The following is a 22,844-nucleotide window of genomic DNA, read 5'->3' on the forward strand; positions in this document are numbered from 1 at the left end:
CCTCTTACTTATTTAGCTCTTGTAAGAACCTCTCTTCATTCCAAACCTCAACATTATGTTTCTCCGCTTGTGCTAATTTCGAACCTGCCGCTTCACCCGCAACAACTAAATCCGTACTTTTACTAACACTTCCTGTTACTTTTCCACCTAATGCCTCAATCTTTTTCTTCGCTTCACTACGTCCCATAACTTCTAATTTCCCTGTTAAAACGACAGTTTTTCCTGCGAAGTACGACTCAACATTTTGTAAATCAGCAATTTTTATGCCTTTGTATTTCATATTCACGCCATACTCTTTAAATTGTTGTAATAACTCTAATACGTCTTCATTACCAAAATACGTCACGACGGATTGAGCCATTTTTTCACCAATCTCATTAATTGCTTTTAGTTCTTCTTCCGTTGCCTTCACAAGTGCATCCATCGTTTCAAAATGCTCTGCAAATGTACGTGCTGCTTTTGCTCCGACATGGCGAATACCAAGACCGAATAATAATCGCTCTAATGAGTTTTCTTTAGAATTCTCAATCGCTTGTACTAAATTCGTTGCTGATTTTTCGCCGAATCGTTCTAGTTGTAATAATTGCTCTTTCGTCAACGAATATAAATCAGCAAATGTACGAATATAATCTGCATCAAAGAGTTGTGTAATGACACGTTCTCCAAGTCCATCAATATTCATTGCATTTCTTGAAACGAAATGGATTAACCCTTCACGAATTTGAGCCGGACAAGTCGGATTTATACATCGAAGCGCTACTTCTTCTTCTAAACGAACAAGTTCACTCTCACATGCTGGGCAATGCGTTGGCATATGATATTCTTCTTCTTCGCCAGTACGCTTATCAAAAATAACGTTCACAACTTCAGGAATAATATCTCCGGCCTTCTTCACAACAACATAGTCACCAATTCGAATGTCTTTTTCACGAATTAAATCTTCGTTATGTAAAGAAGCACGACGAACGATAGTACCAGCCACTCGCACTGCCTCTAGCTCTGCAGTCGGTGTTACAACCCCTGTGCGACCAACACTTAATTCAATGCCTGTTAATCTTGTTACAACTTCTTCAGCCGGGAATTTATAAGCAATTGCCCATCTTGGACTCTTTGCTGTAGTTCCTAAACTTTCTTGAAGGGCAACATCATCTACTTTTATAACGATTCCATCAATCTCATAATCAAGATGCGGACGTTTTTCTTGCCATTCTTCTACATAAGCTATAACTTCTTCGATTGTTTCACATGTACGACGATTTGGATTTGTTTTGAACCCAAGTTCACCTAAGAAATCAAGCGATTCACTATGTGATGGAATTGTTTTTTCTTCTACATTCGCAAGACCGTACACAAACATAGATAAGTTACGCTTCGCTGCAATTTTCGGATCAAGTTGGCGTATTGAACCTGCTGCCGCATTACGCGGATTCGCAAATACATCTTCACCATTTTGCTCTTTTTCTTCATTTAACTTAACAAATGAACGCTTCGGCATATAAGCTTCGCCTCGAGCTTCTAACGTTACTTCTTCATTTAAACGAAGCGGAATCGCTTTAATCGTTTTCAAGTTTTGAGTAATATCTTCACCCGTTACGCCATCACCACGTGTTGCCCCTTGAATAAAGCGTCCTTTTTCATAATGAAGCGAAACAGCAAGTCCGTCAATTTTTAATTCGCATATATATCTTACATTCGCATCATCAATTCCTTGACGTACTCTTCGGTCAAAATCACGTAAATCGCCTTCGTTAAACGCATTTCCTAAACTTAACATTGGTGACTTATGTGTTACTTTTTCAAATATATCAAGAACAGTCCCGCCAACGCGAATGGAGGGAGAGTCTTCACTCATAAATTCTGGGTTCTCTGCTTCTAATTTTATAAGCTCCTGCATATTACGGTCATACTCCGCATCAGAAACAGAAGGATTGTCTAATACGTGATACTGATAGTTAAATGTATTTAACAAATCACGCAGTTCTTCTATACGTTTTTTTGCTAACTCTTTTGACATATCCTCATTCCTTTCCTATTGTTTCGTCACAGGTGCAAATTTTGCTAATAAGCGTTTAACACCAATTGGGCTTGGGAACGCAATATCTAACTCTTTTGCATCACCTTCACCTTTTACACTTACAACTGTACCGACTCCCCATTTTTGGTGGGAAGCTTTATCGCCTACTGCCCAGCCGATTTGTTCGCCACCTGTCGTCTTAGCTGCAGGACGCGCGAAAGCCGAACGAGAACGTGTTGTAGTTGTCGTTGTCGTTCTACCGCTACTGGCCGTTCTTCCTTTTGCACCAAACGAAGTTTCACGCTTCGGCGCTGTTTCATTTAACGATTCCACTAGCTCTGCCGGGATTTCTGTAATAAATCGAGATGCGGCGTTCATACTTGTTCTACCAAATAAAGTACGCATTTGTGCATTGGATAAATATAACTCTTCTTCTGCACGAGTAATACCTACATAAGCGAGACGACGCTCTTCTTGCATTTCATCTTCTTCCATTAAAGAACGCGTATGCGGGAATATTCCTTCCTCTAAACCAACAATAAATACAACTGGGAATTCTAATCCTTTCGCTGAGTGCATCGTCATTAAAATAACTTCCTCACCAGCAGTTGGATCTTCATCTACACGATCGATATCAGCAACAAGCGCTAAGTCTGTTAAGAATGCAACAAGGCTCTTATCTTCGCTTTGAGATTCAAATGTTTGCGTAACAGATAAAAACTCATCTAGGTTCTCTAAACGACCTTCGGCTTCTAAAGTACGCTCGTTTTTCAACATATCGCGATAGCCTGTTTTTTCAATAACTTCTTCTACCAACTCTGTAACAGATAGATACTCTTGCATATTTACCCAGTTGTGTAATAGACCTGCGAATTCTTTTACTGCCTTTGTTATTTTTGCACTTACACCAACATGCTCGATCTCATCGAATACAGCAGTTAATGAAATTCCATTTTGTACACCGTAATTGATAATTTTATCGATAGAAGTCGCACCAATTCCGCGCTTTGGCATGTTAATAATACGCGCGAAACTAATCTCATCATCTGGATTCCCAATTAAACGTAAATACGCCAAAATATCTTTAATCTCTTTACGATCGTAGAACTTCGTGCCGCCGACAATTTTGTAAGGAATATTTGATTTCAGGAAAATCTCCTCGACCATACGAGACTGAGCATTTGTACGATATAACACTGCAAAGTCAGTATATTTTCGTTTTCCCATTTGAATATCGTCACGAATTTTTTTCGCAACAAAATATGCTTCGTCTTTTTCCGTTGCAGCACGATAATACGAGATTTTGCTTCCAACTTGATTATCTGTCCATAATTTCTTCGGTTTACGATTCGTATTTTTCTCGATAACAGCATTCGCTGCATTTAAAATATTTTGTGACGAACGATAGTTTTGTTCTAACAGAATAACTTGCGCATTCTCATAGTCTTTTTCGAATGACAAAATGTTAGAAATGTCCGCACCACGCCAGCGATAAATAGACTGATCTGAGTCACCTACAACGCATAAATTTTTAAAACGTGCTGCTAAATGTTTAACAAGAAGGTACTGCGCTTTGTTCGTATCTTGATACTCATCCACGTGAATATATTGGAACTTACGCTGATAAAACTCTAGTACTTCTGGAACACGTTCAAATAGCTGAATTGTTGTCATAATTAAATCATCAAAGTCTAATGAATTATTTTTCAGAAGACGCTTTTGATATTCTGTATACACGTCGCTCGTTAATTTTTCATATGGATCAGCGATTGTAATTTTTTTTGCATATTTATCTGCAGATAACAATTCATTTTTCGCATTACTAATACCAGCTAAAATAGAGCGCGGCTCAAATTTTTTCGGATCAATATTGCGCTCTTTCATAATTTTTTTGACTACAGTTAACTGATCGCCTGAATCTAAGATTGTAAAGTTACGATTAATACCAATACGATCGATATCACGTCGTAAAATACGTACACACATAGAGTGGAACGTCGAAATCCAAATATCTTCTGCTTCTGGTCCAACAAGTGTATCAATACGCTCGCGCATTTCACGAGCAGCTTTATTTGTAAAAGTAATGGCTAGTACATTCCATGGTGCTACACCTTTTTCACCAAGTAAATACGCAATACGATGTGTTAACACACGTGTTTTACCACTACCTGCGCCTGCCATTAATAGAAGTGGTCCGTTCGTTGTTTGTACTGCTTTTTGTTGCTGCGGATTTAAACCATTTAATAACTTATCTGTCTTACTCATATACGCCTGCACCTACTCTCCTTTTACTGCTTTAACTGTTTTTAACGCGGATTTTATATCATCATAAATAATATTTCCAACCACTACCGTATCAGCGTACTGTGCCATTTCTTTCGCTTGTTCTGCATTAGAAATACCGCCGCCATAATACAACTTCGCTTGTTTTAATTCTGCTTTTACATTTTTAACAAGTTCAACGTCTCCATACGTACCGCTATATTCTAAATAAAATATCGGTAAACGTAATAGCTTGTCTGCTAAACGCGCGTATGCAATCACATCATCTTCTGTTACATCACATTTCGCATCTGTAAGCTGGGCTACTTTCGCTTCCGGATTTAAAACACAATACCCTTCCATGAAAATTTCGTCCCAGTCCATAATATCCCCAAATTCTTTCAAAGCCTCATGATGAACGCCTGTTACCCATTCTACCTTTCGGCTATTTAAAACGCTTGGGATATAATAAAAATCAAATCCTGGTGTAATTGCTTCCACATCAGAAACCTCTAATACACAAGGAACTGCATATCTACGAATGCTAACTAGCATGTGTAGTACATTATCAATTGTCACTCCATCACTTCCGCCTACAATAACAGCATCCGTTCCAGACTCACAAATCATTTCTAAATGTTCATCGCTTAACTCCTTATTTGGATCAAGCTTAAATACATGTTTCCACCCGGAAATATCGTACATGAAAACACCCTTTCTTTTCTCGAGTTATATATATTTCTGTTCAAAATAACAGTTTATTTTCATCATTATTGTTTTAACTTCATCTTAAATATTTGTTTAAAACGGAGAATTAAGTTTGGAATTACCTCTTCCATATTTTTTAAACGAGAGGATCTAATTTTGAAGTTCCTTTTATGCATTCTTTCATTATAACAAAAAAAGCTACTTACACACACGCACATTCCAACATCTTTTTCCACGTCAAATGTTGGATTACATATCCCAAAAATCAAATGGGATACTAATAAAAGAAATAGTATTATCTATTTCAACTTTCATAAAAAGGAGTGTTTTTCTAATGAAGCAAAATATCGGTACAATAAATGCCCTAATTCGAATTACACTCGGACTTGTTCTCTTCGGTTGTAGTGCAACTAAACTCGTACGCAAACCTTGGTGCACTTGGTCTAACATTTTGCTATGGATTGGTGCAATGAAAGTTGCAGAGGGAATTGTTCGTTTCTGCCCTGTTGTTGAAATGTGGAAATTCGGAAAATACATGAATATGGGGGCATTTAAAATGCCTAGCATGAATTTTACTGAAAAGGACCATACTAAAGAAGAAGTGAATCAAACTTCCAATGATGACAAATCAAAGTCAAATGGAAATTATGACGCTTCTGACAAAGAGATTGAGTCAGCGATTGAAGATATAATCCTGGCAAAACCGCTTTGAATCATTTGTCACGATGCAAGATGCTCTCAAAGAGACTTAGCTGCTGCAGTGGGCGGTTAAGTCTTCTTTATTTTACCACAAAACAGAACGTACATTCTTGTTTTGAATCTTAAAATGTACATAAGAGATACCCAATCAATAAAATTCAGAAAATTAGGTGTAAATCCCTTGCTTAAAATGATATAAAAGTGATATCATTTTTATATCAGGAGGCGATCATATGAAAGAAAAACAAGTTTTTTATGTTAATGGTTTTCTTGGTGTTATCGGGATTTTAATTTTAGCTGCTATCGGCGTATTTTTCCTTGTACAAGAAATTTTCATAGGAGCAGCATTAACTATTATTTTAGCTGCAGTTCTTGCTACAGGTATTGGTATTGTTCAACCAAACCAAGCAAAAGTCATTACGTTTTTCGGTAATTATTTAGGAACAATTCGTCAAAACGGTTTATTTTTAACAATTCCATTCGCATTCCGTCAAACTGTATCGTTACGTGTTGAAAACTTTAATAGTAAGAAATTAAAAGTAAACGATGTTGAGGGAAATCCAATTGAAATTGCGGCCGTTATCGTATATAAAGTTGTTGATTCTGCAAAAGCAATGTTCGGTGTTGAACATTACGATCGATTTGTAGAAATTCAAAGTGAAACGGCAATCCGCCACGTCGCAACAAAATATCCTTATGATAATTTCCAAGATGAAACTTGTATCACGTTACGGGGAAATACTGAAGAAATCTCTGAAGAATTAAAGCGTGAATTAGAAGCACGCCTTGAAATCGCTGGCGTAGAAGTATTAGAAACTCGTTTAACACATTTAGCTTACGCAACAGAAATTGCCCATGCAATGCTACAACGTCAACAAGCGAAAGCAGTATTAGCTGCTAGAAAAGAGATTGTTGAAGGTGCTGTGAAGATGGCGAAAGATTCAATCCATATGTTAGATGAAGAAGGCGTACTCGAATTAGATGACGAGCGTAAAGCAAATATGGTGAACAATTTATTAGTTGCCATCGTTTCAGATAAAGGTGCGCAACCAGTTATTAATACAGGAAGCCTATATTAAAGGTTGTAAATCCTTATGGCTAAAAAGAAAAGCTTTCCATTACGTATTGATCCTGAATTACACGCAGTCATCGAAAAATGGGCGAATGATGAGTTTCGTAGCGTCAATGCACACATCGAGTATTTACTTCGAGAAATGGCAAAGCAAAAAGGAAAATTGAAAAAAGATAAAGATGCATAAAAAATCCTGCTGAGAAATCAGCGGGATTTTTTTAATACTATATTACTAAATATTTTTCGATGATGATGTTTTCTTTTTAAATATATTGTAAAATGCAAATATAATGTTATATATAGAGGTGGTTAGCTTTGCATATCAAACACTACTATAAAAAAACTAGTTTATTCTTTATCACACTACTCTCATTCAATCTTGTCGCTTGCTCAAATAAACAACCAACGATTGATACATCCAATAAAGAATATAGTTTTGAAACCGCCGAAAAATATGGTGATGTCATTCAAAAGAATGATACAGTTTACAATATCGAAAAATTAGATACCTTCATTAAAAAATATAATTCAAATAAGAGTCACTCCATTCGAATCACTCAATTTAACGAAAAAGATGAGCCTCTCATCATAGATTTAACAGTAAAGAAAGGAAGAGAAACGACATCTTTGTATTATGATGTTGATTACTCAAAAACAAGCGGTCGAAATACAGAAGACAGGGAAATTCAATATTCCAATAACTCTTGCCAAAAAATTTCTAAAAAAGTTTCATCAACAGCAATAACTTATCAATTACACTGCCCTGACATTATCGACCTTATAAAACTACCTAAATAAAATAATATAAAAAAGTGGAGAATGGACTACACCATTCCCCACTTTTCTTATCTTCATAATATTAGCTTCTCGTCATCTCATGTCCAATTGCACGATATCCTATATCACTTCGATAAAATAGACCATCACTCTCAATTTTACCGATTTCTTTATATACTTTATCTTTCGCTTCTTGTAAACTATTCGCCTTACAAGCAACAAATAATACACGGCCACCGTTTGTTACAAAGTCCCCATGTTTCATTACTGTACCCGCATGGAAAACAATCACATCTTGCAATGCATCTAATCCGCTAATAATATCACCTTTTTTATATGCTTCTGGGTATCCTTTCGAAGCAAGTACAACACCAATAACTGCTTCTTCTGACCATTGTAACGTTAGTTCACTCTCATCTAATACAGCGTTACATACATCAACTAAATCATTTTCTAAGCGAGGTAATACAACTTCCGTTTCAGGATCACCAAAGCGAGCATTAAACTCAATTACCTTTGGACCATCATTTGTTAAAATAAGTCCCGCGTATAAAATACCTGTAAACGAACGATTTTCTGCAATCATCGCCTTAGCAGTGGGGTGTAATACAGTTTTTATCGCCTCTTGAACTGCTGATTCCGGAATTTGTGGTACTGGAGAATATGCACCCATTCCACCTGTATTTGGACCTTTATCACCATCAAAAGCTCGTTTATGATCTTGAGCAATTACCATCGGATGCACAGTTGTTCCATTCACAAATGCCATTAATGAAAATTCTTGTCCATCTAAAAACTCTTCAATAACGACCTTCTTACTTGCTTCGCCGAACTTTACATCTTGTAGCATCTCTTTCGCAGCTTGTAATGCCTCTTCAAGTGTCATTGCTACCGTTACACCTTTACCAGCCGCTAAGCCGTCTGCCTTAATAACAATTGGTGCACCAACTTTTTGAATGTACTGTACTGCTTCTTCATAGTCTGTAAAAGTTTCGTACGCCGCAGTTGGAATACTATATTTTTTCATAAGCTCTTTTGTAAAAGCTTTACTACCTTCAATAACAGCAGCCGCTTTATTCGGACCAAATACGCGAAGTCCCTCTTCTTTAAAACGATCAACAATTCCATTCATAAGTGGAATTTCTGGTCCAACGAAAGTTAACTCCACATGATTCTCTTTTGCAAATAAGACTAATGCATCAAAATCATTTTCATCAATATCAACGGGTGTTGCAACATCTCGCATACCTTCATTACCTGGTGCTACATACACCTTTTTCACTTTTGCAGATTGTGCAAACTTCCAAGCTAAAGCATGCTCACGCCCACCGCGGCCGATTACTAAAACATTCATATTTCATCCCCCAATACTTAAATAAGTACAAACTAGAAGCTATGCTCCTAGTTTGTTTTCATATCAATGTAAGTTTAAAAAGGAGGACCAAGATAACCGAGCAGGTTGAGGCGCATTTGACAGGAGGACACGGAGTGTAGCTTTCCTACATGAGTACCGCACTGGCTATGCAACGACGACATGCGAAGGTTATCTTGACCGGACTTTTTAAACATCCATATCAATAAAGGTTTAAAAAGGAGGATCAAGAGAACCGAGTAGGTCGAGGCGCATTTGACAGGAGGACACGGAGTGTAGCTTTCCTACATGAGTACCGCACTGGCTATGCAACGACGACATGCGAAGGTTATCTTGACCGGACTTTTTAAACAACCTCTATTAGTGTTTGAAATGACGTACGCCAGTGAACACCATAGCAATCCCGTACTTATCCGCCACTTTAATAGAATCCTCATCACGGATTGATCCGCCTGGTTGAATGATTGCTGTAATTCCTGCTTTTGCTGCTTCTTCTAACGTATCTGGCATTGGGAAGAAAGCATCAGATGCAAGTGCGCTACCTTGCGCCTTTTCGCCTGCTTGTGTGATAGCAATTTTCGCCGAACCTACACGGTTCATCTGTCCTGCACCTACACCAACTGTCATGTTATCATTTGCTAAAACAATTGCATTTGATTTCACATGTTTTACAACTTTCCAAGCTAGTTTTAAATCTTTCCATTCTTGCTCTGACGGTTCACGTTTCGTCGGAATTGAAATTGTACTTTCATCTAATGATAACGTATCTTCCTCTTGAACAAGAAGTCCACCTTGTACAGAAGTTAGTTTTTTACTTGCACTTGTCGCTTTTTCAATATTTACAGTTAGTAAGCGTAAGTTCTTCTTACTTTGCAACACTTCTAAAGCTTCTTTTGAGAAAGAAGGTGCAATAATAATTTCTAAGAAAATTTCGTGTAACTTTTCTGCTGTAGCTTTATCAATTTCGCGATTCGCTGCGATAATACCTCCAAAGATTGATACTGGATCCGCTTCATAAGCGCGTGTGTATGCTTCATGAATGTCAGTACCCACTCCAACACCACATGGATTCATATGTTTTACTGCTACTACTGCTGGCTCTGTAAATTCTTTTACAATACTAAGTGCTGCATCTGCATCGTTAATATTGTTATAAGATAATTCTTTACCGTGTAATTGTTCTGCATACGCAACAGAAGAAGTTGCCGCGAATGGCGCTTTATAGAATGTTGCTTTTTGATGTGGATTTTCTCCATAGCGTAAATCTTGTTTTTTCTCAAATGTCACTGTTAATGTTTCTGGGCTTTCTTCACCCATTTGCGCTGTTAAGTAATTAGAAATTAACGCATCATATGCCGCTGTATGACGGAATACTTTCGCTGCTAATTTACGTTTTGTTTCTTCTTTTACTTCACCGTTCTCTTTCAGTTCTGCTAATACAACATCGTAATCTACTGGATCTACAATTACCGATACAAATTTATGATTTTTCGCAGCAGAGCGAATCATTGTTGGACCACCGATATCAATATTTTCAATTGCATCAGCAAATGTTACATCAGGCTTAGCGATTGTTTCTTTGAATGGGTATAAGTTAACAACAACAAAATCAATTGGCTGAATACCTAACTCATTCATTTGCGCTACATGCGTTTCATTATCGCGAACTGCTAATAGACCACCATGAATGTTTGGATGTAATGTTTTTACGCGACCATCCATAATTTCTGGGAACCCAGTTACTTCAGAAATACCAATTACTTGTAAGCCATTTTCTTCTAGTAATTTTTTCGTACCACCTGTTGAGATAACTTCGATCCCTTGTTCTAGTAAACCTTTAACAAATTCCACTACTCCTGTTTTATCTGAAACACTTACCAATGCACGCTTTTTCATTTATCCTTCACCCCTGGTTGTATGTTAGTTAACAGTTGGTTCTTTAACAGATTGAACAATTTGATTCACTGTATTTACGTATAATTTATGTTCAACTTGTTGAATTTTCTTTTGTAAGCTTTCTCTCGTATCCCCTTCAGAAACAACTACTGCTTCTTGCGCAATAATTGGCCCTGTATCCATACCTGCATCTACATAATGAATTGTTACTCCAGTTACTTTCACACCTGCTTCTAACGCTTGACCAACAGCATCTTTCCCTGGAAAACTCGGTAATAGTGATGGATGAATATTAATAATCTTCCCGCCGTAAGCTTCTAGTAAAGTCGGTCCAATTAAACGCATATATCCAGCTAAAATAACATAATCAATTTCATACTCTTCTAGCTTCTTTAATATTTCTTTTTCAAATGCTTCTTTTGACTCATATGCTTTCGCTGAAAAAGCGAAACATGGAATATGATGATAATGTGCCCGTCCAACAGCACGTGCTTCTGGTTTATCACATACTAATAAACTAATATCTGCGTCTAATCTTTTTTCTTCTACCGCATTGATGAGAGATTGAAAGTTAGAGCCGCTTCCAGAAGCAAAAACTGCTAATCTACTCATAGTGCTGTGCCCCCATTAAAGGTAACGCCAGACCCTTGTACAGTACGTCCAATAATACGAGCTGTTTCTCCTTGCTCTTCAAGAAGACGAACGATATCTTTCGCTTCTTCTTCCTTCACTGCAACTACCATACCAATACCCATGTTAAAAATATTGAACATTTCTTTCTCTTCTAGTTTTCCAACTTCTTGAAGTAAACTGAAAATCGGTTGAATTTTCCAAGATCCTAATTCAATTTCTGCACCGATTCCTTCTGGTAACATACGTGGAATATTTTCAATGAACCCGCCACCTGTAATATGCGCCATACCGTATACTTCATGTTTCTTCAATAGTTCTAAAATAGGTTTGACATAAATTTTCGTTGGTTTTAATAATTCTTCACCAAGAGGTAGTTCTAAGCGTCCGTAAATGCGATCTAAAGATAGTTCTCCATCTTCTAGTAATACTTTTCGTACTAAAGAATAACCATTACTATGAATACCGCTAGATGCTAAGCCTATTAATACTTGACCAGCTTCAATTTTTTCACCTGTTACAATTTTCTTTTTATCAACAATTCCAACTGTAAAACCAGCTAAATCGTATTCTTCCGTAGAATACATTCCTGGCATTTCAGCTGTTTCTCCACCAATTAATGCACAACCAGCTTGGCGACAGCCCTCTGATATACCTTTGACGATGTTTTCAATTTTACTAGGTTCAGCTTTACCACAAGCAATATAATCAAGGAAGAAAAGCGGCTCTGCTCCTTGGACAACAATATCATTTACACACATTGCTACTGCATCAATACCAATTGTGTCATGTTTATCTGCCATAAAAGCGAGCATCAATTTCGTTCCCACGCCATCTGTTCCAGATACTAATACAGGTTCTTCTAATGCAAATTTTGATAGATCAAACATACCTCCAAAACCGCCTAAACCGCCTAGTACTTCTTTTCTCATTGTTGTTTGTACGTGTTTTTTCATGCAAGATACCGCTTCATATCCAGCTTCAATATCTACTCCTGCTTGCTTATATGCATTCGCCATCGTTATCTACACCTCGTCTTTTAATTTCTCCCTATCCAGGGCGGGCTGTTTTAAGAAAGAAGCTAGCTTCTACATCAAAAGAAGTAGAAGCTTTTTTCTCCTTATTTCATACTTTCTAAAAGCTCTTGCTCATAATCATAAAGAGCTGTTGGATAATCTCCATTGAAGTACGCCATACATAGACCGCCGTATTTCCCTTCATATGGACGTCCAATTGCATCTACTAATCCATCTTCACTTAAAAATGTTAATGAATCTGCACCGATTATTTCACGGATTTCTTCTACTGTATGATTTGCTGCAATTAATTCTTTTCTCGTTTGAATATCAATGCCATAGAAACATGGATACTTAAGAGGTGGTGAAGCAATTCTTACATGAACTTCTGTCGCTCCAGCCTCGCGAAGCATACGAACAATTCGTTTACTCGTCGTTCCTCTTACGATAGAATCGTCAATCATAACCACTCGTTTCCCCTCAACTACACCTCTTACTGCCGAAAGCTTCATCTTTACCCCTTGCTCTCGCAGTTCTTGAGAAGGTTGAATAAACGTACGTCCAACGTAACGATTTTTAATTAACCCTAACTCATATGGAATGCCTGTTGCCTCCGCATAACCAATTGCTGCCGAAATACTAGAGTCTGGTACACCAGTAACAACATCAGCTTCAATAGGAGCTTCTGCCGCCAAACGTTTTCCCATGTTTTTACGTGCTGCATGGACGTTAATACCTGCAATATTAGAATCCGGACGTGCAAAGTAAATGTACTCCATACTACAAATTGCATGATCTACTTCATTTGTAAAACGATCTACATGAATTCCTTCATCATTAATGATAAGTAATTCACCTGGTTCTACATCACGAATATATGTTGCACCTACTACATCGAAAGCACATGTTTCTGATGCTACAACATAAGCATCCCCCATCTTTCCAATTGAAAGAGGACGGAATCCATTCGGATCTAGCGCAACGATCATTTCATTTCCAGTTAGTAAAAGATATGCAAACGCACCTTTTACTTTATTTAGAGCCTCTTTTACACTTTCAATTAACGAATCTTTCGTACTACGTTTAATAAGATGTAAAAGTACTTCTGTATCTGAACTCGTTTGGAAAATACTTCCTTCTGCTTCTAATTCGCGGCGAAGCATTTTTGCATTAATTAAATTTCCGTTATGAGCTAGCGCCATGCTATGATCGGAGAAACGGAATAATAATGGTTGAACGTTAGCAACTTCACTTCCGCCAGCTGTCGCATATCTTACGTGTCCAATTGCTGATTTTCCGTTTAAGCCTTCTAGCTCACCTCTTGAAAATACTTCCGATATTAAACCTAACCCCTTGTGACCGACAATTTTCTCACCATTATTTACAACGATGCCTGCGCCTTCTTGTCCACGGTGCTGTAAACTATGCAATCCGTAGTACGAAACTTGTGCTGCATTTTCATGCCCCCAAATTCCGAAAACGCCACATTCTTCATTTAACCCCTTTATTTCAGCAAGCATGGGATTGCCCCTTTCCAAGCCTTTCTCATTTCATCTACATTTGCTGTAAGTAATACTTCATTTTCTTCATTATGAATTGTTACTTCATTTGTATTTGTCACTTCTCCAACTTGAATTGCTTCTACCGCTTTCTCGAATGCTTCCTTATTTTCACGTTTTACAGTTATAACGAAGCGAGATTGTGATTCAGCGAATAATGCTGCTGTTGCTTCCCCATCTAATTTCACAGTAGCACCTAAACCGTTCGCACCAATTGCACTTTCAGAAATTGCAACTGCTAAACCACCTTCAGCAACGTCATGTGCAGATTGAACAAGGCCAGCTTGAATTGCTGCTAATACTTGTTTTTGAAGTTTTAATTCTACGTCTAGATCGATACTTGGTGATTGACCGAAAATTTTGCCGTGCATCATTTTCTGTAATTCACTTCCACCAAACTCAGCTTTCGTCTCTCCAATTACATAAACTAAATCGCCAGCTTGCTTAAATTCCTGTGTTGTTACATGTTTTAAATCGTGTACAAGTCCAACCATCCCAACTGTCGGTGTTGGGTATACTGCTTCCCCACTACGCTCGTTATACATCGATACGTTTCCGCCAATAACTGGTGTTTGTAATGTGCGACAAGCTTCACTCATACCATCTACTGATTTTTCAATTTGCCAGAAGATTTCTGGTTTTTCTGGATTACCGAAGTTTAAGCAATCTGTAATTGCAAGTGGCTCTCCGCCAGAACATACGATATTACGCGCTGCCTCTGCTACTGCAATTTTACCGCCCATTTCTGGATCTAAATAAATGTAGCGAGAGTTACAATCTGTCGTCATTGCTAATCCTTTTTCTGTACCACGTACACGTACAACCGCTGCATCTGAACCTGGTGTAACAACTGTGCTTGTGCGTACTTGATAATCATATTGATCATATACCCACTCTTTACTTGCGATCGTTGGTTGTTGTAATAACGCGAATAACGTTTCTTTATAATTTTCTACTTTCGGCGTTTCCATTTTCATTTCTTGGAATTCAGCAAAGTAGGCTGCTTCTTTTGATGGCTTATGATAAATTGGTGCTTCTTCTGCAAGAGCATCTGCTGGTACTTCAGCTACCTTCTCACCTTTATGGAATAAACGAAGCATTTTGTCTTCCGTTACTTTCCCCATCGTAACTGCTGCAAGACCATACTTCTCAAATAAATCTACTATCTCTTGTTCTCTACCTTTTTTCACAACAATTAACATACGCTCTTGTGATTCAGATAGCATCATTTCATATGGTGTCATTCCTGTTTCGCGCTGTGGTACATCATCTAAGTACATTTCAATACCCATTCCTGCTTTACTTGCCATTTCTGCAGAAGATGATGTTAAACCAGCTGCACCCATATCTTGAATTCCAACAAGTGCATCCGACTGAATAAGTTCTAAGCAAGCTTCAATAAGAAGTTTCTCCATAAATGGATCTCCTACTTGAACTGCTGGACGCTTCGCTTCTGAGCTTTCAGATAGTTCTTCAGATGCGAATGTTGCACCGTGAATACCATCACGACCAGTTGACGCTCCTACGTACATTACTGTATTACCAGCACCGTGCGCTTGCCCTTTTTTAATATCTTCGTGGTTAATTAAACCTACGCACATTGCATTTACAAGTGGATTTCCTTCATAACATGGATCAAACTGTACTTCTCCACCAACAGTAGGGATACCGATGCAGTTACCGTATCCTGCGATTCCTGCTACTACTTCTTCGAATAAATATTTCACACGTGGTGATTGTAATTCACCGAAGCGAAGTGAGTTTAATAGAGCTACTGGACGTGCTCCCATAGAGAATACGTCACGGATAATACCGCCAACGCCTGTTGCTGCCCCTTGATATGGCTCAATAGCCGAAGGATGGTTATGACTTTCCATTTTAAATACAACCGCTTGATTATCACCGATATCTACAATTCCAGCGCCTTCTCCAGGTCCTTGCAGAACGCGCTCACCTGTTGTTGGGAACTTGCGAAGAACTGGTTTTGAATTTTTATAACTACAATGTTCAGACCACATTACAGAGAATAATCCTGTTTCCGTATAATTTGGCAGACGTCCTAAAATCTTTTCAACCATGGCAAACTCTTCGTCTGTTAGCCCCATTTCCGCATATATACGCTCTTCTTTAATTTGTGTTGGATTTGGTTCAAGCATTAACGACATATGTTTCCCTCCACTGTTTTAAGATAGATTGAAAGACTTTTAATCCTTCAGCACCGCCAAGTAGTTCATCTACAGCACGCTCTGGATGTGGCATCATACCAAGAACATTTCCTTTTTCGTTTACAATACCAGCAATATCTGAAACGCTTCCGTTCGGATTTTCCACATAACGGAATGCAATTTGATTATTCTCTTCTAATCTTTTAAGAGTTTCTTCATCACAATAGTAATTCCCCTCACCATGTGCGATTGGAATATTGATCACTGCACCTTTTTCATATTGTGATGTAAACATCGTTTCATTATTTTCAACACGCAACTGAACAGTGCGACACATAAATTTTAAGTTTTCGTTTCTCATTAACGCTCCTGGTAGTAATCCTGATTCAACAAGAATCTGGAATCCATTACAAACACCTAAAATCGGCTTTCCTTGCTCAGCAGCTTTTTGCACTGCTTTCATTGCGTTAGCAAAGCGAGAAATAGCACCGCAGCGTAAGTAGTCGCCGTAAGAGAATCCACCTGGTAGTAAAATTGCATCATATTCATCTAAATTCTCTGTATCGTGCCAAACGTAATCTACTTCTTCGCCAAGCTCATCTTTAATTGCATGGAACATATCAACATCACAGTTCGAACCTGGAAATACTATTACTGCAAATTTCACTGTGCGACAACCTCCTCAACCTCATAACGGAAGTCTTCCATTACAACGTTCGCTAATAGTTTTTCACACATTTCCTTTACCTTTGCGTCAAGGTCAGATACTGATTTATCAATTGTTAGTTCCATGTACTTTCCGATTCGTACATCTTGTACTTCTGTAAACGAAAGACTATGAAGTGCTCCTTTTACCGCTGTTCCTTGTGGATCTAATACGCTTTCTCTTAATGTTACATATACCTTAACTTTATACATGTGAAATTCCCCCTAAACGTTTTAAAATCTCTTCATAAGCATCTGTTAAATTTCCAAGATCGCGACGGAATACGTCTTTATCAAACTTTTCATTGCTCGTTTCATCCCATAAACGGCAAGTATCTGGTGAAATTTCATCCGCTAAAATAATTTCTCCTTCTTCCGTTACACCAAACTCTAATTTAAAATCTACTAATCTTACACGACAGCTTGCGAAATGCTCAATCAATACTTGATTGATTTGTAGAGCCATATCTCGTAATACGCTTACTTGCTCTGGCGATGCAACGTTTAATACACGAATATGATCTTCTGTTACAAGCGGATCTCCTAAATCATCATCTTTGAAGTAAAATTCTACGATTGGTTCTGCAAGTACAGTTCCCTCTTCCATTCCTAATCGTTTTGAAAGACTTCCTGCAATTACATTTCTTGTGACAACTTCTAAAGGAATAATACTCACTTTTTTAACAAGTTGCTCTATCTCAGATAACTTCTCAATAAAATGTGTTTTAATTCCTACTTCTTGTAACTTTCTGAACAATAAAGTTGTAATCTCATTGTTCAAACGACCTTTTCCTGTAATCGTCTCTTTTTTCTCCCCATTGAAAGCAGTCGCACTATCTTTGTACTCTACCCAAACCATATCTGCTGATTCTGTACGATAAATTCTTTTTGCCTTACCTTCATACAGCAATTCTAGCTTTTGCATTTCGCAAGCCCCCTGTAGTTTGAAAAATGTGAATAATATTTTTATAAAGAATGGCACAGAATGACTCTATTCTGTGCCATATGAAATTTTATGCTTCGTTTAATCCTAGGCGTTCAAAGATTGTATCAACGTGTTGCATATGATGCTCATAGTTGAAGCATTCATTAATTTCTTCTTGTGTTAACTTGCTCGTAATACGCTCATCAGCTTCTACAAGCTCTTTAAATTGTACTTGTGTTTCCCAAGCTTCCATCGCTTTAGGCTGTACGATATCATAAGCTTCTTCACGTACCATACCTTTGTCGATTAATGTAAGCATTACGCGCTGAGAATAAATTAAGCCGTATGTTCTCGTCATATTGCGTTTCATATTCTCTGGGTATACAGTTAAGTTTTTAACGATATTACCAAAGCGATTTAGCATATAATTTAACGCGATTGTAGCATCTGGTAAAATTACGCGTTCTGCCGAAGAGTGAGAAATATCACGCTCATGCCATAATGGAACATTCTCATACGCTGTCATCATATAACCGCGGATAACACGAGCTAAACCAGTCATATTTTCAGATCCAATTGGATTACGTTTATGTGGCATTGCAGAAGAACCTTTTTGGCCTTTTGCGAAAGCTTCTTCAACTTCACGTGTTTCACTCTTTTGTAAACCACGAATCTCAACCGCCATCTTTTCGATAGATGTTGCGATTAGTGCAAGTGTTGACATGTAATGAGCATGGCGATCACGTTGCAATGTTTGTGTTGAAATCGGTGCTGCTTCTAATCCTAAGTTTTCACAAACATACTTTTCTACGAATGGATCGATATTTGCGTATGTACCAACCGCACCAGATAATTTACCAACGCGAACTGTATCAGCAGCTTGCTTGAAACGCTCTACGTTACGTTTCATTTCTTCATACCAAAGACCAAGTTTTAAACCAAATGTTGTTGGTTCTGCATGAACACCGTGTGTTCTTCCCATCATGATCGTGTATTTATGCTCTTTCGCTTTGTTAGCTAAAATGCTTACAAAGTTTTCTAAGTCTTTTAATATGATTTCATTCGCTTGTTTTAAGATGTAAGATAACGCTGTATCTACTACGTCTGTAGATGTTAAACCGTAATGAATCCATTTACGTTCCTCACCTAATGTTGGTGTTTCTGATACAGCACGAGTGAATGCAACGACGTCATGACGTGTCTCTTTTTCAATTTCATAAATACGATCAATATCAAATGATGCATGCTCACGAATTTTTTTAACATCTTCTTTTGGAATATCGCCAAGCTCAGCCCATGCTTCACAAGCTAAAATCTCAACTTCTAACCACGCTTTAAATTTGTTCTCTTCCGTCCAAATTGCACCCATTTCTGGGCGTGTATAACGACTAATCATCTTTTTCCCTCCAACAGTTGTTCTTGATGGTCCCAAATATGCAAACTCTTCGCTTTTTCTAGAGCGACTTCAATATTATCATTTAAAATATTAACATGCCCCATTTTTCGCTGCGCTTTTGCTTCTTCTTTTCCATACAAGTGTAAATAGCACCCGGTTAATCTATTCACTTGTCTTAGGACCCCTTCTATATGTTCGCCTAAAATGTTTACCATGACAACTGGTTTTAACAAATTTGTTTCTCCAAGAGGTAAATTACAGATTGCTCGAATATGTTGATCGAATTGACTCGTTTCACATGCATCCTGTGTATAGTGGCCTGAATTGTGAGGTCTTGGTGCTAATTCATTAATGTAAATCTCACCATCAGCTGTAGCAAACATCTCTACCGCTAGTGTTCCCACAAGTTCTAGTTCATCCGCGAGCACTTTTGCATAAGCAATTGCTTTTTGAGAAAGTTCTTCTGTAATGCGAGCTGGAACGATAGATTCATGCAAAATGTTATTTACATGAATATTTTCCGCTACCGGAAATACTTTCGTTTCACCACTTACACTACGAATCACAATAACTGATACTTCTTTTTCAAAAGGCACCCATTTCTCTAAAATACACTCTGTTGCATTCGCAAGCTCTCGCGCTTTATCAATGTCACCTTCACTTCTTAAAACAACTTGCCCTTTCCCATCATATCCACCTGTCGTCGTTTTTAAGACGGAAGGATATGATAACTCGGCGATTGCTTCAGTAAGCTGCTCTTGAGTTTGAACCAATCTATACGTTGCTACTGGTAATCCCGCTTTTTCAATTGCATTCTTTTCTGTAAAACGATTTTGCGTTTTACTTAACAACTGACTGCCTTGCGGTAAGTACGCATGTTTTTCAAGCCATTGTAAACATCTATAATCAATATTCTCAAATTCATATGTGACAACATCACTGATCTCTGCTAAATGCTGAATTGCTTTTAAATCGTCATATGGTGCAACAATTTCAATATCAGCAACTTGTGCACATGGTGAATTTTTTGTAGGATCTAAAACAGCAATTTTATATCCCATCTCCTTAGCTGCCAATGCCATCATTCTTCCTAACTGGCCGCCTCCAATAATGCCGATTGTTTTTCCAGGTAAAATGATTCTCGTCATACTAGCTCACTACCTTCGCGCACATCTTTTTCAATTGCTTCTCGTCTCAATTCTAATGCATCATGTATATCATCATGGAATGATCCAAGTATTTGTGCAGCAAGTAAACCAGCATTTGTTGAACCAGCCTTACCAATTGCAACAGTTGCAACCGGAACCCCTCCTGGCATTTGGACGATGGATAATAATGAATCTAAGCCGTTTAACGCTTTTGATTGAACTGGAACTCCGATTATAGGAAGATTCGTCTTCGCTGCAACCATTCCTGGTAAATGCGCTGCTCCACCAGCTCCAGCAATAATAACTTTCAACCCACGTTCACGAGCTGTCTCTGCATATTCAAACATATAATCCGGAGTCCGATGAGCAGATACAACTTTTTTCTCATACGGTATATTTAATTCATCTAAAATGTCACAAGCATATTTCATTGTTTCCCAGTCTGACGTGCTTCCCATTATGACTCCAACTAGTGATTTCATATTAGAATCCCCCCGATTCAAATAAAAAAAGCCTGAAATAGAACAGTTTCTCTTTTACTATGAGAGAAAGCGCTCTACTCAGGCATACGTATCCCTTGTGAATAGAAAAATACCGAGTGACTTTCCCTCATAGTCTAACGAATAACGGTCGTTAGGTAGAGACTTGCAGGCCATATCCCCGCGATTATATGAGGTGTTATATATTATTGTTTCTATGGCTATATTAACAATATTTCATAAACAATGTCAATAAATAATCGAATGTTTTTTTATTAGTTGCTGATAACGTTCGTGTTTTAGTTATATTCAAAAGAAGAATTGCAACTATATGCAAGAAGGAAGGGGAATTAGAATATATATTTCTAGAGATCTATTTTACATATAACTGTTTACATAGTACTTCAGTATGTTTTGATCAAAGTATATAGAACTTATTATTGTAGCGATTTAATTTCTAAGGGGGGAATAATCGTGAAAAAAATAACTATGCTATTATCCTATTTATTTTTCTCTATTGCAGTAATTGCTGTAATGATTGAATACTTATTTATATCATCCCATTTTTTCTACTCTCATTATTTTAAATATATACTTGCGCTAGAAATAATGTGTCCTATCATAGGTATTATTTTAGGAGTACTCGGAAAATCTGGAAAACCAAAAATCATTGCTATTACTTTGAATAGCCTTATTTTCATTCTTTTTTCTTCTTTAGCGTTATTAAATGTATGAATTATGACATTTGGTAAATAAAAATAAACACAAAAAAACCTAAGTCGAATCGACTTAGGTTTTTGCTTGGCGACGTCCTACTCTCACAGGGACAAGGTCCCAACTACCATCGGCGCTAGAGAGCTTAACTTCCGTGTTCGGTATGGGAACGGGTGTGACCTCTCTGCCATCATCACCAAACTATGAAGGCATATTCCTTCAAAACTAGATAACATTTGCTTCATATTATATGGTTAAGTCCTCGATCTATTAGTATTCGTCAGCTCCACATGTCACCATGCTTCCACCTCGAACCTATCAACCTGATCATCTTTCAGGGATCTTACTAGCTTACGCTATGGGAAATCTCATCTTGAGGGGGGCTTCATGCTTAGATGCTTTCAGCACTTATCCCTTCCGCACATAGCTACCCAGCTATGCCCTTGGCAGAACAACTGGTACACCAGCGGTGCGTCCATCCCGGTCCTCTCGTACTAAGGACAGCTCCTCTCAAATTTCCTACGCCCACGACGGATAGGGACCGAACTGTCTCACGACGTTCTGAACCCAGCTCGCGTACCGCTTTAATGGGCGAACAGCCCAACCCTTGGGACCGACTACAGCCCCAGGATGCGATGAGCCGACATCGAGGTGCCAAACCTCCCCGTCGATGTGGACTCTTGGGGGAGATAAGCCTGTTATCCCCGGGGTAGCTTTTATCCGTTGAGCGATGGCCCTTCCATGCGGAACCACCGGATCACTAAGCCCGACTTTCGTCCCTGCTCGACTTGTAGGTCTCGCAGTCAAGCTCCCTTATGCCTTTGCACTCTACGAATGATTTCCAACCATTCTGAGGGAACCTTTGGGCGCCTCCGTTACACTTTAGGAGGCGACCGCCCCAGTCAAACTGCCCACCTGACACTGTCTCCCGGGTCGATAAGACCCGTAGGTTAGAATTTCAATACAGTCAGGGCGGTATCCCACCAGCGCCTCCACCGAAGCTAGCGCTCCGGTTTCAATGGCTCCCGCCTATCCTGTACAAACTGTACCAAAATTCAATATCAGGCTACAGTAAAGCTCCACGGGGTCTTTCCGTCCTGTCGCGGGTAACCTGCATCTTCACAGGTACTATAATTTCACCGAGTCTCTGGTTGAGACAGTGCCCAAATCGTTACACCTTTCGTGCGGGTCGGAACTTACCCGACAAGGAATTTCGCTACCTTAGGACCGTTATAGTTACGGCCGCCGTTTACTGGGGCTTCAGTTCAGAGCTTCGCTTACGCTAACCCCTCTCCTTAACCTTCCAG

20 protein-coding genes, 2 rRNA genes and 1 riboswitch (1 of these 23 only partly in view) are annotated in these 22,844 nt (G+C 38.4%); of the genes, 5 read left to right on the plus strand and 17 right to left on the minus strand.

All coding sequences use genetic code 11. From position 1 onward, the window contains the following. Positions 1-4: 4 nt before the first annotated feature. From ligA to ACUN28_RS27740, 3 genes are read right to left on the minus strand one after another with little or no spacing between them, the layout of a single operon-like run. Positions 5-2,014 (minus strand): NAD-dependent DNA ligase LigA, encoded by a 2,010-nt coding sequence (gene ligA / locus ACUN28_RS27730; protein ID WP_016136992.1) that lies wholly within the window; start codon positions 2,012-2,014, stop codon positions 5-7. A gap of 15 nt (positions 2,015-2,029) precedes the next feature. Beyond that, the gene (gene pcrA, locus ACUN28_RS27735) at positions 2,030-4,279 is read right to left on the minus strand and encodes a DNA helicase PcrA (protein ID WP_016089547.1); all 2,250 of its coding nucleotides are present in this window, start codon (positions 4,277-4,279) and stop codon (positions 2,030-2,032) included. A 12-nt stretch (positions 4,280-4,291) separates the two neighbouring features. Then, a complete protein-coding gene (locus tag ACUN28_RS27740; protein ID WP_000272092.1) occupies positions 4,292-4,981 on the minus strand; it encodes a heptaprenylglyceryl phosphate synthase in 690 nt (229 codons plus the stop codon). Positions 4,982-5,318: 337 nt separating this feature from the next. Here ACUN28_RS27740 and ACUN28_RS27745 point away from each other — a divergent pair, with 337 nt between their 5' ends. The 4 genes from ACUN28_RS27745 to ACUN28_RS27760 all read left to right on the plus strand — a co-directional run bounded on the left by ACUN28_RS27745 (position 5,319) and on the right by ACUN28_RS27760 (position 7,553). Then, positions 5,319-5,696, plus strand: coding sequence for a YgaP family membrane protein (locus ACUN28_RS27745; RefSeq protein ID WP_016089548.1), 378 nt, complete (start codon positions 5,319-5,321; stop codon positions 5,694-5,696). 220 nt (positions 5,697-5,916) lie between these two features. Further along, the gene (locus ACUN28_RS27750; protein ID WP_016089549.1) at positions 5,917-6,762 is read left to right on the plus strand and encodes an SPFH domain-containing protein; all 846 of its coding nucleotides are present in this window, start codon (positions 5,917-5,919) and stop codon (positions 6,760-6,762) included. A 15-nt stretch (positions 6,763-6,777) separates the two neighbouring features. Next, positions 6,778-6,942 carry a toxin-antitoxin system HicB family antitoxin gene (locus tag ACUN28_RS27755; RefSeq protein WP_001085171.1) on the plus strand — a complete coding sequence of 55 codons (165 nt, stop codon included), beginning with the start codon at positions 6,778-6,780 and terminating at the stop codon, positions 6,940-6,942. A gap of 128 nt (positions 6,943-7,070) precedes the next feature. Beyond that, positions 7,071-7,553, plus strand: coding sequence for a DUF4362 domain-containing protein (locus ACUN28_RS27760; RefSeq protein ID WP_016089550.1), 483 nt, complete (start codon positions 7,071-7,073; stop codon positions 7,551-7,553). A 61-nt stretch (positions 7,554-7,614) separates the two neighbouring features. Here ACUN28_RS27760 and purD read toward each other — a convergent pair whose 3' ends face one another. The 12 genes from purD to purE all read right to left on the minus strand — a co-directional run bounded on the left by purD (position 7,615) and on the right by purE (position 20,826). Beyond that, the gene (purD, locus tag ACUN28_RS27765) at positions 7,615-8,886 is read right to left on the minus strand and encodes a phosphoribosylamine--glycine ligase (protein WP_016089551.1); all 1,272 of its coding nucleotides are present in this window, start codon (positions 8,884-8,886) and stop codon (positions 7,615-7,617) included. A gap of 378 nt (positions 8,887-9,264) precedes the next feature. Further along, positions 9,265-10,800, minus strand: a complete 1,536-nt coding sequence (gene purH, locus ACUN28_RS27770; protein ID WP_016089552.1) for a bifunctional phosphoribosylaminoimidazolecarboxamide formyltransferase/IMP cyclohydrolase — start codon at positions 10,798-10,800, stop codon at positions 9,265-9,267. Positions 10,801-10,824: 24 nt separating this feature from the next. Further along, entirely contained in the window at positions 10,825-11,412 is a 588-nt protein-coding gene (gene purN, locus ACUN28_RS27775) for a phosphoribosylglycinamide formyltransferase (protein ID WP_016089553.1), read from the minus strand. Next, positions 11,409-12,449 (minus strand): phosphoribosylformylglycinamidine cyclo-ligase, encoded by a 1,041-nt coding sequence (gene purM, locus ACUN28_RS27780; RefSeq protein WP_016089554.1) that lies wholly within the window; start codon positions 12,447-12,449, stop codon positions 11,409-11,411. Before purM ends, purN begins: the two co-directional genes overlap by 4 nt. 101 nt (positions 12,450-12,550) lie before the next feature. Continuing rightward, positions 12,551-13,966, minus strand: a complete 1,416-nt coding sequence (purF, locus tag ACUN28_RS27785) for an amidophosphoribosyltransferase (RefSeq protein WP_000879028.1) — start codon at positions 13,964-13,966, stop codon at positions 12,551-12,553. Then, entirely contained in the window at positions 13,951-16,170 is a 2,220-nt protein-coding gene (gene purL, locus ACUN28_RS27790) for a phosphoribosylformylglycinamidine synthase II (protein ID WP_016089555.1), read from the minus strand. Before purL ends, purF begins: the two co-directional genes overlap by 16 nt. Continuing rightward, positions 16,154-16,837 carry a phosphoribosylformylglycinamidine synthase subunit PurQ gene (purQ, locus tag ACUN28_RS27795; protein WP_000666781.1) on the minus strand — a complete coding sequence of 228 codons (684 nt, stop codon included), beginning with the start codon at positions 16,835-16,837 and terminating at the stop codon, positions 16,154-16,156. The genes purL and purQ overlap by 17 nt, the downstream gene beginning before the upstream one ends. Beyond that, positions 16,834-17,088, minus strand: coding sequence for a phosphoribosylformylglycinamidine synthase subunit PurS (gene purS, locus ACUN28_RS27800; protein ID WP_000278820.1), 255 nt, complete (start codon positions 17,086-17,088; stop codon positions 16,834-16,836). Before purS ends, purQ begins: the two co-directional genes overlap by 4 nt. After that, entirely contained in the window at positions 17,081-17,800 is a 720-nt protein-coding gene (gene purC, locus ACUN28_RS27805; RefSeq protein WP_016089556.1) for a phosphoribosylaminoimidazolesuccinocarboxamide synthase, read from the minus strand. The genes purS and purC overlap by 8 nt, the downstream gene beginning before the upstream one ends. Before the next feature lie 88 nt (positions 17,801-17,888). Then, positions 17,889-19,196, minus strand: a complete 1,308-nt coding sequence (purB, locus tag ACUN28_RS27810) for an adenylosuccinate lyase (protein WP_016089557.1) — start codon at positions 19,194-19,196, stop codon at positions 17,889-17,891. Continuing rightward, positions 19,193-20,344, minus strand: coding sequence for a 5-(carboxyamino)imidazole ribonucleotide synthase (gene purK / locus ACUN28_RS27815; RefSeq protein WP_445423427.1), 1,152 nt, complete (start codon positions 20,342-20,344; stop codon positions 19,193-19,195). The genes purB and purK overlap by 4 nt, the downstream gene beginning before the upstream one ends. Continuing rightward, the gene (gene purE / locus ACUN28_RS27820; RefSeq protein WP_016089559.1) at positions 20,341-20,826 is read right to left on the minus strand and encodes a 5-(carboxyamino)imidazole ribonucleotide mutase; all 486 of its coding nucleotides are present in this window, start codon (positions 20,824-20,826) and stop codon (positions 20,341-20,343) included. The genes purK and purE overlap by 4 nt, the downstream gene beginning before the upstream one ends. Before the next feature lie 110 nt (positions 20,827-20,936). After that, positions 20,937-21,038: riboswitch (purine riboswitch) on the minus strand. A gap of 259 nt (positions 21,039-21,297) precedes the next feature. Between purE and ACUN28_RS27825 the strand changes: the two genes are divergently transcribed. Beyond that, on the plus strand, positions 21,298-21,558 hold the full coding sequence (locus ACUN28_RS27825) for a hypothetical protein (RefSeq protein ID WP_016089560.1): 261 nt from the start codon (positions 21,298-21,300) through the stop codon (positions 21,556-21,558). A gap of 64 nt (positions 21,559-21,622) precedes the next feature. Here the strand turns inward: ACUN28_RS27825 and rrf are convergent. Both rrf and ACUN28_RS27835 read right to left on the minus strand, forming a co-directional pair. Next, positions 21,623-21,738, minus strand: a 5S ribosomal RNA gene (gene rrf, locus ACUN28_RS27830). 49 nt (positions 21,739-21,787) lie between these two features. Further along, positions 21,788-22,844 (minus strand): 23S ribosomal RNA (locus ACUN28_RS27835) (it continues 1,865 nt past the right edge of the window).

The organism is Bacillus sp. WC2507 (genome assembly GCF_052656125.1).

What these genes read in the sequence shown, in the direction of transcription:
- ligA (WP_016136992.1), bottom strand. Translation starts at nt 2,014, where the DNA reads ATGTCAAAAGAGTTAGCAAAAAAACGTATAGAAGAACTGCGTGATTTG.
- pcrA (WP_016089547.1), bottom strand. Translation starts at nt 4,279, where the DNA reads ATGAGTAAGACAGATAAGTTATTAAATGGTTTAAATCCGCAGCAACAA.
- ACUN28_RS27740 (WP_000272092.1), bottom strand. Translation starts at nt 4,981, where the DNA reads ATGTACGATATTTCCGGGTGGAAACATGTATTTAAGCTTGATCCAAAT.
- ACUN28_RS27745 (WP_016089548.1), top strand. Translation starts at nt 5,319, where the DNA reads ATGAAGCAAAATATCGGTACAATAAATGCCCTAATTCGAATTACACTC.
- ACUN28_RS27750 (WP_016089549.1), top strand. Translation starts at nt 5,917, where the DNA reads ATGAAAGAAAAACAAGTTTTTTATGTTAATGGTTTTCTTGGTGTTATC.
- ACUN28_RS27755 (WP_001085171.1), top strand. Translation starts at nt 6,778, where the DNA reads ATGGCTAAAAAGAAAAGCTTTCCATTACGTATTGATCCTGAATTACAC.
- purD (WP_016089551.1), bottom strand. Translation starts at nt 8,886, where the DNA reads ATGAATGTTTTAGTAATCGGCCGCGGTGGGCGTGAGCATGCTTTAGCT.
- purH (WP_016089552.1), bottom strand. Translation starts at nt 10,800, where the DNA reads ATGAAAAAGCGTGCATTGGTAAGTGTTTCAGATAAAACAGGAGTAGTG.
- purN (WP_016089553.1), bottom strand. Translation starts at nt 11,412, where the DNA reads ATGAGTAGATTAGCAGTTTTTGCTTCTGGAAGCGGCTCTAACTTTCAA.
- purM (WP_016089554.1), bottom strand. Translation starts at nt 12,449, where the DNA reads ATGGCGAATGCATATAAGCAAGCAGGAGTAGATATTGAAGCTGGATAT.
- purF (WP_000879028.1), bottom strand. Translation starts at nt 13,966, where the DNA reads ATGCTTGCTGAAATAAAGGGGTTAAATGAAGAATGTGGCGTTTTCGGA.
- purL (WP_016089555.1), bottom strand. Translation starts at nt 16,170, where the DNA reads ATGTCGTTAATGCTTGAACCAAATCCAACACAAATTAAAGAAGAGCGT.
- purS (WP_000278820.1), bottom strand. Translation starts at nt 17,088, where the DNA reads ATGTATAAAGTTAAGGTATATGTAACATTAAGAGAAAGCGTATTAGAT.
- purC (WP_016089556.1), bottom strand. Translation starts at nt 17,800, where the DNA reads ATGCAAAAGCTAGAATTGCTGTATGAAGGTAAGGCAAAAAGAATTTAT.
- purB (WP_016089557.1), bottom strand. Translation starts at nt 19,196, where the DNA reads ATGATTAGTCGTTATACACGCCCAGAAATGGGTGCAATTTGGACGGAA.
- purK (WP_445423427.1), bottom strand. Translation starts at nt 20,344, where the DNA reads ATGACGAGAATCATTTTACCTGGAAAAACAATCGGCATTATTGGAGGC.
- purE (WP_016089559.1), bottom strand. Translation starts at nt 20,826, where the DNA reads ATGAAATCACTAGTTGGAGTCATAATGGGAAGCACGTCAGACTGGGAA.